The organism is Methylobacterium sp. Leaf125 (genome assembly GCF_001423085.1).
In the GTDB taxonomy this organism is placed as follows: Bacteria; Pseudomonadota; Alphaproteobacteria; order Rhizobiales; family Beijerinckiaceae; genus Methylobacterium.
Genome location: NZ_LMNU01000046.1, coordinates 127,520 through 140,280 on the forward strand (window position 1 = coordinate 127,520; position 12,761 = coordinate 140,280).

At 70.4% G+C, this 12,761-nt stretch carries 14 protein-coding genes; 10 read left to right on the forward strand and 4 right to left on the reverse strand.

Translation table 11 applies throughout. From position 1 onward, the window contains the following. Nucleotides 1-4: 4 nt before the first annotated feature. The 4 genes from ASF58_RS21770 to ASF58_RS21785 all read left to right on the forward strand — a co-directional run bounded on the left by ASF58_RS21770 (nt 5) and on the right by ASF58_RS21785 (nt 2,799). Complete coding sequence (locus tag ASF58_RS21770) at nt 5-283, forward strand: accessory factor UbiK family protein (protein ID WP_055957494.1); 279 nt, start codon at nt 5-7, stop codon at nt 281-283. A 303-nt stretch (nt 284-586) separates the two neighbouring features. Further along, nucleotides 587-1,090 (forward strand): YbjN domain-containing protein, encoded by a 504-nt coding sequence (locus tag ASF58_RS21775; RefSeq protein WP_055957499.1) that lies wholly within the window; start codon nt 587-589, stop codon nt 1,088-1,090. Further along, nucleotides 1,087-1,914 carry a pyrroline-5-carboxylate reductase gene (gene proC / locus ASF58_RS21780; protein ID WP_055957502.1) on the forward strand — a complete coding sequence of 276 codons (828 nt, stop codon included), beginning with the start codon at nt 1,087-1,089 and terminating at the stop codon, nt 1,912-1,914. Before ASF58_RS21775 ends, proC begins: the two co-directional genes overlap by 4 nt. 66 nt (nt 1,915-1,980) lie before the next feature. Beyond that, nucleotides 1,981-2,799, forward strand: a complete 819-nt coding sequence (locus ASF58_RS21785; RefSeq protein WP_244477440.1) for a TetR/AcrR family transcriptional regulator — start codon at nt 1,981-1,983, stop codon at nt 2,797-2,799. 4 nt (nt 2,800-2,803) lie between these two features. On the opposite strand, the gene ASF58_RS21790 is transcribed toward ASF58_RS21785, so the two are convergent. Then, nucleotides 2,804-3,157 carry a cupin domain-containing protein gene (locus ASF58_RS21790; RefSeq protein WP_055957505.1) on the reverse strand — a complete coding sequence of 118 codons (354 nt, stop codon included), beginning with the start codon at nt 3,155-3,157 and terminating at the stop codon, nt 2,804-2,806. Between the two features lie 166 nt (nt 3,158-3,323). Between ASF58_RS21790 and ASF58_RS21795 the strand changes: the two genes are divergently transcribed. Then, on the forward strand, nt 3,324-4,235 hold the full coding sequence (locus ASF58_RS21795) for a DUF3471 domain-containing protein (RefSeq protein WP_156375837.1): 912 nt from the start codon (nt 3,324-3,326) through the stop codon (nt 4,233-4,235). Nucleotides 4,236-4,523: 288 nt separating this feature from the next. Here the strand turns inward: ASF58_RS21795 and ASF58_RS21800 are convergent, their stop codons facing one another. Together ASF58_RS21800 and ASF58_RS21805 are read right to left on the reverse strand one after the other, a co-directional pair. After that, nucleotides 4,524-5,663, reverse strand: a complete 1,140-nt coding sequence (locus tag ASF58_RS21800) for an HPP family protein (protein ID WP_055957512.1) — start codon at nt 5,661-5,663, stop codon at nt 4,524-4,526. A gap of 229 nt (nt 5,664-5,892) precedes the next feature. Continuing rightward, complete coding sequence (locus ASF58_RS21805) at nt 5,893-7,119, reverse strand: phosphatase domain-containing protein (RefSeq protein WP_055957514.1); 1,227 nt, start codon at nt 7,117-7,119, stop codon at nt 5,893-5,895. A gap of 208 nt (nt 7,120-7,327) precedes the next feature. On the opposite strand from ASF58_RS21805, the gene gntA reads away from it, so the two are divergent. The 4 genes from gntA (at nt 7,328) to ASF58_RS21825 (ending at nt 10,132) form a co-directional block, all read left to right on the forward strand. Continuing rightward, on the forward strand, nt 7,328-8,026 hold the full coding sequence (gene gntA / locus ASF58_RS21810) for a guanitoxin biosynthesis heme-dependent pre-guanitoxin N-hydroxylase GntA (protein ID WP_055957517.1): 699 nt from the start codon (nt 7,328-7,330) through the stop codon (nt 8,024-8,026). Then, a complete protein-coding gene (locus ASF58_RS21815) occupies nt 8,016-8,639 on the forward strand; it encodes an urea carboxylase-associated family protein (protein WP_055957520.1) in 624 nt (207 codons plus the stop codon). The genes gntA and ASF58_RS21815 overlap by 11 nt, the downstream gene beginning before the upstream one ends. A 105-nt stretch (nt 8,640-8,744) precedes the next feature. Next, entirely contained in the window at nt 8,745-9,521 is a 777-nt protein-coding gene (gene rnhA, locus ASF58_RS21820) for a ribonuclease HI (protein WP_055957522.1), read from the forward strand. Next, on the forward strand, nt 9,518-10,132 hold the full coding sequence (locus ASF58_RS21825) for a DNA-3-methyladenine glycosylase (protein WP_055957526.1): 615 nt from the start codon (nt 9,518-9,520) through the stop codon (nt 10,130-10,132). The genes rnhA and ASF58_RS21825 overlap by 4 nt, the downstream gene beginning before the upstream one ends. Here the strand turns inward: ASF58_RS21825 and ASF58_RS21830 are convergent. Then, on the reverse strand, nt 10,119-11,810 hold the full coding sequence (locus tag ASF58_RS21830) for a methyl-accepting chemotaxis protein (protein ID WP_055957528.1): 1,692 nt from the start codon (nt 11,808-11,810) through the stop codon (nt 10,119-10,121). The genes ASF58_RS21825 and ASF58_RS21830 overlap by 14 nt on opposite strands. A 443-nt stretch (nt 11,811-12,253) precedes the next feature. On the opposite strand from ASF58_RS21830, the gene ASF58_RS21835 reads away from it, so the two are divergent. After that, nucleotides 12,254-12,472: a hypothetical protein gene (locus ASF58_RS21835; RefSeq protein ID WP_156375838.1), complete on the forward strand. Its 219-nt coding sequence runs from the start codon at nt 12,254-12,256 to the stop codon at nt 12,470-12,472. Nucleotides 12,473-12,761 lie beyond the last annotated feature (289 nt).

A 12,761-nucleotide genomic window follows, 5' to 3' on the forward strand; every position in this document is an offset into this window, starting at 1 on the left:
GACGATGCAAGGCTCGAACCGGCTGTTCGACGATTTCGCCCGCCTGATGACCGATGCCGCCGGAGCCGCGCAGGGTGTGCGCCGCGAGGCGGAGACGGTGTTCAAGGCCCAGGTCGAGCGCCTGATCCGCGACATGGACATCGCCTCCCGCGAGGAGCTCGACGTGCTGCGCGACCTCGTCTCGGCCCTGCGCAGCCAGAACGACGCCCTGGCCGCCCGGGTCACCGCCCTGGAGGCGAAACTCGGCGCCGATCCGGTGGCCGGAGCCAGCGAGGCGATCTGATTCCAGGTTGATTCGCAGGGGCTCCGGCCCCGCCACGCTTGTGCACAGGAAGGAACGGTGGACGGTCGCTTTCCTGTTCACCGGCTTCCCGGGCCGCTTTGAAACGCGAGTCCGGCACGGTCTATAGTGGGTCATGACCTGATTCGCTCCTGCCCCGAACCGCTCTGAACCGAACAGAATCGCCGCCTGCCACACCCTTCCGGGTGGGCGCGGAGCAAGTCCGGAACAGAGTGCCGACGGTCACCGGAACGAGTTTCACAACGACTTCGCCGATCTTCGACGAGATCGACACACTGGACCGCCATGACCCAACTCCACATCGAAGATCACGATCGGCACGAGCATCCCCTCGACATCGTCGAGCGCCTCGCGTCGCTGCGCGACTGGATCTTCGACCGGGCCGAGACCGACGAGATGTCCGTCTCCGTCGCCGGGCGCTGGGCCGACTACCACGTGGCGTTCACCTGGATCGAGGACGTGGAGGCGCTCCACGTCGCTTCCGCCTTCGACCTCAAGGTGCCGGAGCGCCGGCGCACCGAGATCCTGACCTTGGTCTCCCTGGTCAACGAGCAGCTGTGGGTCGGGCATTTCGACCTGTGGTCCACCGACAACGTCGTGATGTTCCGCCACTCGCTGCTGCTGACCGGCGGCGCCGCCCCGACCCAGGGCCAGTGCACCATGATGCTGAAGTCGGCGGTCGATGCCTGCGAGCGCTACTACCAGGCCTTCCAGTTCGTGCTCTGGGCGGGCAAGTCCGCCCGCGAGGCGCTCGACGCGGTGCTGTTCGAGACCGAAGGCGAGGCGTGAGCGCGCCCGTCGACGCCGCCCTCCCCGCCTCCCTCACCCTGGTGGGGGCCGGCAAGATGGGGGGGGCCATGCTCGCCGGCTGGCTGGCAGGCGGGCTCGACCCGGCCCGCACCACCGTTCTCGATCCGCAGGCCTCGCCCGAGATGCAGGCGCTCTGCGCCGAACGCGGGCTCGCCCTGAACCCCGCCGCCCCCCCGGTCGCCGACGCCCTGGTGCTCGCCATGAAGCCGCAGGGGCTGGAGGGCGCCGCACCCGCGCTGGCGCCGCTGATCGGCCCCGGAACCCTCGTCGTGTCGATCCTGGCCGGCAAGACCATCGCCAACCTGCGCGACCGGCTGCCCGGCGCCCGCGCCATCGTGCGGGCGATGCCGAACCTGCCCGCCAGCATCGGCCGGGGAGCCACCGGTGCGGTGGCCAGCCCGGAGGTCGATGACCGGCAGCGGGCGCAGGCGCACGCGCTCCTCGCCAGCGTCGGCCTGGTGGAGTGGCTCGACGACGAGGGGCTGATCGACGCCCTGACGGCGGTGTCGGGGTCCGGCCCCGCCTACGTCTTCCTCCTGGCCGAGGTGATGGCCGAGGCGGGCATCGCCGCCGGACTGCCCGCGGACATGGCCACGCGCCTCGCCCGCGAGACCGTCTCGGGGGCCGCCGCGCTCCTCGCGGCCAATCCTCGCGACGCCGCGCTGCTGCGCCGGGACGTAACCTCGCCGGGCGGGACCACGGCTGAGGCCCTCGCCGTGCTGATGCGCGACGGCGGCCTGCCGGACCTGATGCGCGAGGCCGTGGACGCGGCGCGGCGCCGCGCCGGAGCCCTCGCGGGCTGAGCCGGCCCTGACGATCCGGCCGCGGGACCCTACATGAAGGCCTGATTGGACGAGGATCGCACGACCATGGCCAAACGCCCCGGCTCTCCCAAGCCCGAAACCGACACGCACGAGTCTCACCCGCAGGAATCGGATGCCACCGGTACCGTGGCGGTGTCGGCCGCCCCTGCCGAGAAGGCGCTGCCCCCGCGCGAGGCGGCGGTCGAGGCGCTGATGCGGCTCGCAGCCGAGCAGCCCTGGAACGACATCGAGGTCGGCGACATCGCCCGGGAGGCCGGCCTCACGCTGGCGGAGTTCCGCGACCTGTTCCCGTCGAAGGGCGCCGTTCTCGGAGGTCTGTCGCGTCTCATCGATCGCAAGGTGCTGGAGGGCGACAATACCGATCTCGCCGACGAGCCGACCCGCGAGCGCCTGTTCGACGTGCTGATGCGCCGCCTCGACGCGATGACGCCCTACAAGGACGCCCTGCGCCGGATCTCCTACGCCCTGCGCGGCGATCCGCTGTCGATGCTCGCCCTGAACGGGGTCGCGCTGAACTCGCACCGCTTCATGCTGGCCGCCGCCGGCATCAACACCGAGGGGCCCCTCGGCCGTCTCAAGCTCCAGGGCGTGGTCATCGCCTTCGCCCGCACGGTGGAGGTCTGGCTCGACGACGAAGATCCGGCCCTGGCCCGTACCATGGCGCGCCTCGACAAGGAGATTCGCAACGGCGAGCGCTTCATGGAGCGCGCCGACGATGCTCGCCGCCTCACGGCCCCCTTCCGGGCACTCGGGCGCTCGCTGCTCGATCGGGGTGGCCGCGCGCGCCGGGAACGGCACGCGGCGGACGACCGCAACGAGGATGCGGGCAATCCCCTCGGCGGCGATCCGGCCGCCGCGATCTGAAGCGCTAGTCCCCGGCCGGGCGGTCGGTCTCGCCGAGATGAACGGCGAGCCAGACCGTCGGCCGGTCGGGATCGGTGAAGGTGACCCGGTGCACGCACCCGGCCGGGATGAACAGGGTGTCACCCGGCGAGAGCGCGATCTCCGCACCCGCCATCGCGACGCGGGCCGCACCGGCAAGAAGCAGCACCCACTCGTCATGGGCCTGTTGGTAGGGCATGTCCGGCGGCGTGACCTGACCCTGCGAGACGATGCGCTCGATCCGGCAGCCCGGCCGCACGAGGAGTTCGGTGAAGACCTCGCCCGCCGCGGCGTCGGGCAGGTCCGCGAGCAGATTGCCCGCGTGGGCGGGGCGGGTCATGTGCCGAGTCCTCTTGCCGTTTTGCGGGTCCGATCCTAGCATCGCCTCGGCCTCCGGATAGGCCAACGGTCCGCGTAAAGGGCTCAGCCCATTCGTCGTTGTCTGATCATTCCCCGACTTCCTGCCCGAGAACGCGGACAAAGGGCGCTGAGGAAGGAAGGATTCGATGACGGCTACACTTTTATCGGGCGCCGCTCCCGTGCGTGCACTCCCCGTCCGCCCCAACCTCGAACACCTGCGCAACGAAGCCAAGTCGCGGTTGAAGCAGGAGCGCGCCACCGACCCGACGGCGCAGCTCGCGACGGCGCAACGCGATCTCGCCCGTGACTACGGTTTCCCTAGTTGGCGCCGTCTCTTGGCTGAAGTCCGGAAGTTGACCGAGGGGCTGACGGAGACCGGCAAAGAACGCATGGAGCGGCTCAGGATCGAGCAGGCGCGTCCGCGAACGGAAGTCCCGATCGATCCGACGGTCGTGGACGGATATCTCGGCTTCTACGAACTGACTCCAACGATTATCCTCGTAGTCCAGCGCGACCAAAACGATCTTATCGTCCGCCTCACCGGACAGGCGTTCTGCGCGATCGTGCCCGAAAGCCGTCGGAAGTTTTTCTATCGAAACAGCACCATCCAGGCACAGATCAGCTTCACCGTTGGTCCGGATGGCATTGCGACCGCCGCCACCCTTCATCAGAACGGGCTCGAACAGACGTCTCCGCGGATTACGGGAGACCGGGCGAACGCCATCGAGGCACGGCGGGAGGCGCGGCAGGCTGCGAATACGCCGGCCCCCGGAAGTGAAGCGGCGCTGCGGCGGATCATCGAGGCCACCCAGCAGGGCAGGCCGGAACTCGCGCGTATGAGCAAGCCGCTCGCACGGGCGTTCGACGAACAGTTGCCCGACAACTTGAGGACGGTGAGATCCTGGGGCGATCTCGTGTCGGTCGACTTCAAGGGCGTCTCTCGCATCGACGACAGCGATGTCTTCACCGTCGTCTTCTCCGCCGCAGAGAGCGAATGGCGGCTCACCATGAACGGCCCCGAGACGATCGAGAGCGCCAGCTTCCGATTGACGCCCTAGGACAGGTCCGGCGCGAGCTGCGCATCAGCGGCGGCGGCAGGGCGTCCCTGCCGCCGTACCGCACCGCGCAGCCGGCCGTCAGCCCCGTCCGAGGAGCCGATGGACCTGCCAGGTCAGCATCATGCTGGCCACCATCAGGGTGGCGTACAGGAGGTGGAGATAAAGCGGTGCGTCGTGCATCGGCTCGAACCCGTGGGCTCCGGTGCGAGGAGAGCTCGGCTCCCTGCAACAACCGCGCCACGGTTTGAAGACGGGCTGGGACGCCCGCCTGCCTTCCGTGCCCGCCACTCAGGCCGCCGACGCGGCGCTCAGGTCGAAGGCCTTGGTGGAGGCCAGGCGCGTCAGCACGGCGAGCAGATCGGTCTGGGTGATGATCCCGAGGATCCGACGGTCTTCGCCCGTGACCAGCACGGCGTGCGTGTGGCCGTTGGTCAGCGGCTCCACCAGGCTCACCACGGGCTCGCTGGCCTTGGCGGTCCGCGCCTCGGACATCACCTGCGCGATGCTGCCCTCCCCGCGCAGGGCCAGCTCGCGCAGGCCCAGGGTCCCGGCGAGGCGGCCCGCCTCGTCCACCACCGGCAGGGTCCGGATGTTGTGCCGGAGCAGGAGGTCACGCGCCCGAGCGAGCGGCTCATGCAGACCGATCGTCACCACGTCGCGGGACATCACCGCCTGGCAGTCCAGGGCGCCGTGCGCCCGCACCAGGGCCTGGCTCTCGACCTCCCGCAGCAGCCGGTCGAGGTCGGTGCGGTCGATGTCGAGGGTCTCGTTGAGGTTGAGGAGCGCGGCGTCGACGTCGCGGGCATGGAAGCCGACCCGGATGGGGGCCGGCAGGTCGGCCGTACCGTGCACGTTGGCCGGAGGTGCCGCCGGGACGTGCGGATACTTGCGCCCGGAGATCCGATGGAAGGCGATGCCGAGGCTGACCAGGATGATGGAGTTCAGGCAGACCGGCACGAAGGGGAACAGGAAGCCCGAGGAGGCGATGGCCGGGCCGCCGATGAGCGCGGTGAGCGCCGCGGCCCCGCCCGGCGGATGCAGGCTGCGGGTGAACGACATCGCCGCGATGGCCAGCGAGACGCCGACCCCGATGGCCAGCACCGGATTGGGAATGAAGTGGGCGGCCGTGACGCCGATCAGAGCCGAGATCGTGTTGCCGCCGATGATCGGCCAGGGCTGGGCCAGCGGGCTCGCCGGCACCGCGAAGAGCAGCACCGCCGTGGCGCCCATGGGCGCCACGATCAGGGGAATGTGCGGGCCCTGGCCGACCATCCAGCCTGTCATGAGCCCCGTCAGGGCGATGCCGATGAGGGCGCCGAGGCAGCCGATCAGGCGCTCACGCAGGGTGGCGCCGGCCAGGATCGGCCGGAACAGGCGGGAGCCGAGCAGCGTGTCGGCGTGGCGGTCGGGACCGGCGGTGTCGGACATCCTGTGCCCCTGTCTCGCGAAGCGCCCGCGTCACGGGCAAACGCCGAAAATGCAGGCCGGCGCCTCTGGTATACCAGAGAGACCTTACAGGGCGAGGACGAAATTGCAAACGGTTCAGGCAGATTGCCCACCTCGACGGCAGAACGCTCCGGGCAAAACACTCCGGTCTGCCGCCAGGGGGTTCTCGAAACGGGCCACGAGCGCTGCAGGGCAGCCGCCTGCCGGCCGGTCAGGCCGGCGGGTCGGCGCGGCCGGGCTCGACGATGACGTTGGGCGGCGTCGGGCCGGCCCCGTCGAGGACCTTGCGCAGGGCGCGGGCACGGGTGCGGCCGGCGCGGCGGCGGGTCTCCGGCACGGCGCCGTATTCCCGCGCCACATCGGCCACGGCCGTCCGGGCGATCAGGCCGTGCTCGGCGGCATGCTCGGCCATGGCGAGGCTGTCCGCGGCGAGAACGAGGCTGCTGCCGGCGGCCTCCACCGCCTCGGCGAGCTTGGCGATCTCCTCCAGCCGCCCCGCATCCCGCGAGACGTTGCGGATATAGACCGCCGCCACCCGGCCGGGATGCGCGGCGACGATGCCTGCATAGACCTCGGGATCGTGCTGGCCGCTGTCGCCGATGAGCACGAAGGGCAGGTCGTGGTAGAGCGTCAGCATGTGGTCGATGAGGTGGCGCTTGTGGTCCTCGGCCCGGCGCGGCAGCGGGCTCGTCCAGGACAGGCCCCACTCGCGCAGGAACAGCACCGGCCCGACCGGGATCCGATGCATGACGAAGAACTCGCTGAGCATGTCGTAGATGCCCCACGGCGCCCGGGAGACGTAGAGCATCGGATTGCCCTCCGCCCCGCACGGCCCGGCATAGAGGGCGCGGTAGAGGGCGGCGGCGCCCGGAAAGGCGACGCGGTTCTCCGCATCCTCCACGAACAGCCGCCACAGCATCTTGACCTTGTTGGCCACGCCCGTGCGCATGATCGTGTCGTCGATGTCGCTGATCACCACCCGCCGGCAATCGGCCGAGGGGATGAACACCTGCCCCTTCGCCCGCACGGGCTCGGGGCCGGCCAAGTCGAGCTCCATGCTGTGCCAGGAGGCCTGCGGCGGCGCGGGCAGGTTCGGGCGCAGGTGGACGCGGAAGTAGCCGTCCCGGTCGGTGACGACCTGTTCCTCGCAGCCGAAGAAGCGCGCGGTGAGCACCGCGCCCGCCACCGTCCGGCGGGTGATGCGGCGCCGGATGTCGCGCAGTTCGGCGGTCCAGCCCTCGTCCGGGGCATCGGCCGCCCGGCTCGACTGCCGGAAGACCCGGCCGATGAGAAAGACCTCGTCACGGGAGCCGTAGCCGCGGTAGGTCTCGACCACCGTGCCGGCGCGCCCCTGGGAGCGCCGGACCGGCTTGGCCAGCAGGCGCAGCCCCCGCAGGGCGCCTTTCGCGAACCGGGCGGCCCCCTGTCGGCCGGTCATCGTTGCGTCGTCATCGTCGTAGGGCCCCGTCGCAGCATCGCCGGTTCAATGCCCGGCGCCGGCAAAGGTTCGGCGCCGGCCCCGGCAACCGTCGCCCACAAGGCTGTGGAGCATGCGTGCCATGCCGTCGCGCGAACGGAACTCGGCCATCGAGCCCCGGTTCATCCCATGCACCCTGCGTTCCGGGTGCTGTCAGCGTCGAGTTTCCATGCATCTCCCCACCGATGACAGCGGCCATCCCCTGGCCGTGGACTTCCAGAATTTCATCCGAAGCCAGCCCTTTCCCTGCGTCGGCGCGAAATCCGCCCTCTCGAAGGGCCAGATGAAGATCGTCGTGGCGCGCAGTATCGCCTCGAGCTGGGACGACCCCCGGCTCTATCCCGCGCTCCTGGCCTTCATCTGCCGCTATCGCGCCAAGCCCGACCTGTTCCAGAGCTTCGCCGTCATCTTCGAGGGGCCGACGGACCTCGGCGAGGAGGCCTTCGAGCGCCACCTCTGGGACCGCGTGCAGTCCCTGTCGGACAAGGACGCCTTCCTCGGCCAGCGCTACGACACCCGCGTCGAGGCCGACCCGAACGATCCGCACTTCTCGCTCTCCTTCGGTGGCGAGGCGTTCTTCGTCGTCGGCATGCATCCCGGCGCCAGCCGGCCGGCCCGGCGCTTCCCGCACCCGGTCCTGGTGTTCAACCTGCGCGCCCAGTTCGAGCAGTTGCGCGCCGAAGGGCGCTACGAGAAGCTGCGCAGCGCGATCCTGTCGCGCGACGAGGCGCTGGCCGGCTCGATGAACCCGATGCTCGCCCGGCACGGCGACGCCTCGGAGGCGCGCCAGTACAGCGGTCGGGCCGTCGGAGCGGACTGGGTCTGCCCGTTCCGGGGTCGCGACGCGGAGGCCCGCGATGCCGCCTGAGACCCACGCGCACCCGGCGACCCTGCACGAGATTGCGCCGCGCTCCGGCGTGGCCTTCACCCTCGACAAGGGCGAGCGCCTCACCGTGATCGACCCCCAGGGCGAGCAGGTGGCCGACCTCCTCGCCTTCGTGCGCGGCGACCTCGACGAGGTGATCTCGTCGGGCCGCACTCTGGATTACGCCAGCCGGATCTATCTCACCACCGGCGACCCGATCTATTCCAACCGCTCGAACGTGCTCCTGCGCATCGTCGAGGACACGGTGGGCCGCCACGACTTCCTGCTGACCCCGTGCTCGGCCGACACCTTCCGGATCATCTACGGCGACACCCATCCGCACCGGGGCTGCTTCGGCAACCTCGCGGCGGCACTGGCACCCTACGGCGTCGTGCCGGACCGGATCCCGGTGGCCTTCAACGTGTTCATGAACGTCACGGTGGACGGCGGCACGGGCGAACTGAAGGTCGAGCCGCCGCTCAGCCGAGCCGGCGACCACGTCACCTTCGAGGCCGAGTGCGACCTCGTGATCGGGCTGACCGCCTGCTCGGCCCTGCAGTCCAACAACAACAGCTTCAAGCCGATCCGCTACCGCATCGACCCCGCCCGCGCCTGAGGCGGGTGCCCGAGGGGGCCGCGGTCGTGCTATGGGCGGCGCCCGGATGCCCCGGCGCCGCCTCTCCCCGGGGCGGCCCGTCGTGAACAGGTCGAAGCGAGCCCCATGCGAACCATCGTCTATGCCGACGGCGGATGCGATCCCAATCCCGGTCCCGGTGGCTGGGGCGTGGTGATCGAGGCCGAGAGCGGCCGGATCGAACTCTGCGGCGGCGACCGGGCCACCACCAACAACCGCATGGAACTGACCGCCGCGATCAATGCCCTGCGCCACTTCCCGGAGGGCGCGCAGATCGAGATGCGCTGCGACAGCCAGTACGTCATCAAGTCGGTGACCGAGTGGATGCGCGGCTGGAAGGCCAAGGGCTGGCGAACCGCCACCGGCCCGGTGAAGAACGTCGAGCTGATGCAGGAACTCGATGCCCTCGCGGCCCGCCGCGACGTGCGCTGGACCTGGGTCCGGGGCCATACCGGCGAGGTCGGAAACGAGCGGGCCGACCGGCTGGCGGCGCAGGGCCGGCGCGAGGCCCTCGGCCTGCCGTCGCGCCCGGAGAGCGGGCCGGCACCGCTCACCGGCACCGCAGCCCTGCGCGCGGCGGTTGCCCCCGCCGTCTCGCAGGCTGCCTCGCAGACTACCTCTCAGGCTGCCTTGGCCACGGCGCCCGCCGCGGCCGAGCCCGCGCCCGCGCGCACGAGCGCGATCCCCCTCGACCTCGGCCTCGGCCTGGAGGTGTCGCGCGCCGCGAAGGCCTCCGGCCTGACCCCGCAGGCCTACGTGGAACGGGCAGTGCGGCTCGCCCTCGACCTCGGACCCGAGGGGCTGGAGCGGGCCCGTGCCGACCTGCGCAGTGCCAAGGGTGCCAAGGGCGCCTCCCCCCCGTGACTCCGTCGAGCCGTCCCCTCGGCCCGCCCCTACGGGCCGGGTTCTTTGCCCGGCCGGCGGCGGACGTGGCCGCGTCCTTGATCGGCTGCGACCTGCGGGTCGACGGGATCGGCGGGATCATCGTCGAGACGGAAGCCTATGATCGGAGCGACCCGGCCTCACACAGCGTCAACGGTCCGACCCGGCGCAATGCCAGCATGTTCGGGCCGCCCGGGCACGCCTACGTCTACCGCTCCTACGGCATCCACTGGTGCCTGAATCTCGTCTGTGAGCCGGGCAGCGCCGTGCTGATCCGGGCGCTGGAGCCCCGCCACGGCCTCGAAACCATGGCGGCCCGCCGGGGCTTGTCCGATCCACGCCGCCTCTGCGCCGGGCCCGGCCGCCTGTGCCAGGCCCTGGCCGTCAGCCTCGCGATGGACGGCCTCGCCCTCGACGCGCCCCCCTTCGCGCTGGCTGCCCCCGAGACGGCCCCGGCCTGGATCGCCGATCGCCGGATCGGCATCTCCCGCGCGGTGGAGACACCCTGGCGCTTCCTGCTCGCCGGCTCGCGGGCGTTGAGCCGGCCGGCCTCGCCTCACGCGACGCCGGGCCGTTCCCTCACGCCGCCCTGACCGTCTCCAGGAAGCGGGTGACCTGCACGGTCAGGTGCTCCGACTGGGCCGTCAGGTCAGAGGCCGACACCAGCACCTGACGGGCGGCGGCGCCGGTCTCCTCGGCCGCGTGGGCGACGCCCGAGATGTTCTCCGTGACCTCGCTGGTGCCGCTGGCGGCCTGGCCGACGTTGCGCACGATCTCCTGGGTCGCCGAGCCCTGCTCCTCCACCGCCGCGGCGATCGAGGTCGTCACCTGGCTGATCTCGCCGATCCGGCCGCTGATGGTGCGGATCGCCCCGACCGCGTGCTCCGTCGAGGCCTGGATGCGGCCGATCTGCTCCTCGATCTCGTGGGTCGCCCGCGTGGTCTGGTTGGCGAGCTCCTTGACCTCGGCGGCCACCACCGCGAAGCCGCGGCCCGCCTCGCCGGCCCGTGCCGCCTCGATGGTGGCATTGAGTGCCAGCAGGTTGGTCTGGCCCGCGATGGTGGTGATGAGCGCCACGACGTCGCCGATCCGCGCCGCAGCGGTGCTGAGGTCCTGGACGAGGCCGGCGGTCTGGGCCGCCTCCTCCACCGCCCGCAGGGCGAGGTTGGCCGACCCGTCGACCTGGCGGCCGATCTCCTGCACGGAGGAGCCGAGCTCCTCGGCCGCGGCCGCCACGGTGTTGACGTTGGAGGCCGCCTCCTCGGCGGCTGCCGCCACCGTCACCGACTGGTCGGTGGTCCGGGCCGCGTTGGTGCTCATCGCCTCGGCGGTCTCCTGCAGCGCGCCGGCCGAGGCCGACACCGTCGCGATGATCGAGCCCACCGCCGCCTCGAAGCCGTCGGCGAGCTCGTGCATGGTGCGCTGGCGCTCGGCTGCGGCCGCCGCATCGGCGATCTGCCGGCGCTCGGCCTCCTCCGTCGCCTTGCGGGCGACCAGGGCGCGGATCTCCTCCACCGCACGGCCCACGGCGCCGACCTCGTCGCGCCGGTCGCGCCCGAGGATCACCGCGTCGCTGTCCCCGCGCGCCATCCGGCGCAGGGCCGCGACCAGTTGGCCGATCGGCCGGGTGATACCGAACACCGCAACGAGCCCAGCCGCCGCGAGGCCGACGAGGAGGCCGAGGCCGCCGAGGAGCAGGGTGTTGGTCCGCGTCCGATCCGTCAGCGCCGCGAGATTGCGGGCGCCCTCGTCGACGAAGGTCCGGATGTCCCGGCCGAGCGCGCTTCCCTCCAACACCATGGCGTCGAAGGTCGGGTCGACGGTCTGGTGCAGCAATGTGACGGCCTCCGCCTTGAGGCCGCTGCTGGCCAGGGTGCGCGCCTCGGAGCTGTCGGCCATGAAGCGGTTGACCTTCTGCTTCAGGCCGTCGATGCGCGGCGCGAAGCTGGGGGCGGCATCGCGCAGTTCCGCCAGCACCTTGTTCAGGCGCTCGCTCGCCTCGTCGAATCCCTTGTCGGTCTTCTGCATCTCGTCGGGGCTGGCCTCGGCGATGTTGCGGAAGTTGAAGTAGCTCATCGTGAAGACCAGCCGGTTGACCGTCCGCAGATCGGCGATCGCCTTCGTATCGTGGGAGACGAAGCGGCTGTAGGCCTCGTCGATCGTCGTCATCTGGGTCGTGGCGTACCAGAGGCAGCCACTGACGATGACTCCGATCAGGCTGACCACCGCGATCAATTTGGTGATGATGCTGAAGCGAGCGAGCAAAGCCACGAGAGATCTCCGGACCAATATCGGTGCCAGGGCTAGCAGCCGGAAACTTAAGGCCCCGCTAAAGGATCGCAGTTGCTCACCGTTTGCGCTGACCTGCAATGGCATTGCATTATATTTACTTTCTGGTTTGTGTCTGAAGGTCTCCAATTACGGACTTGCTCCAGGTCTTTGCCGAATTGATCCGGCAGAAATACCTGGCGAAACGTGCGTTGCCGGTGGCAGCCGCTGGAGCGGAGCGCCGGCACAGGCCCGAAAAAACCCGCCTCGGCGTGAGCCGGGCGGGGATGAGGTCTTCGAGCTTGGGTCGTCGGTGCAACGGCCGGCCGGCGCTATGGTTCCGGTCCGCGCCACCTGAACCCGGGACCGAATGTCCGCGTTTCCCGGGCGAGGCCTGCCCGTCAGGCGATCCGGGTGCATTGCGCGCCATCCGCCAGGGAATGACCATGCCCGCCACCGACGACCGGAAGACCCAGTATCTCGCCGAGCGCGATCGCCTGATGGCAGAGCTCGCCGCACTCGGACAGGTCGCCCATACGGAAAAGCGCCAGTTCGAGGACGGGTACGCCCTGCGCGACATGGACGAGAGCACCCGGGAAGGCCTTCGGCTGCGCATCGGAGAATTGACGGCGCTCATCGAGAAGATCGAAACCGGCACCGCCTAGCCGGGAATGGACCGGCTGCAGCGACCGAAAAAAAGAGGCTCGCAAGGGCGGTGCCCTGCGAGCCGAGACGGTCCGAAACCTTGGAGACGCCCAGGCTAGACCGCAGCTCCCGTGCCTCGCATCCCCCAAATGGAGGGTGACGAGAGGGTCATCCGGTCTTCGTATGAAACCGCTACGGGGTCGGAACGTCGCGAAAAAGCTCCCTCCCAACAGGCTGGGCTTCGGACGGCGGGCCCCACGGACCAGAGATCCCGACCGGGTCGCCCTTGCGCTGTTTGCGCAACAGTCG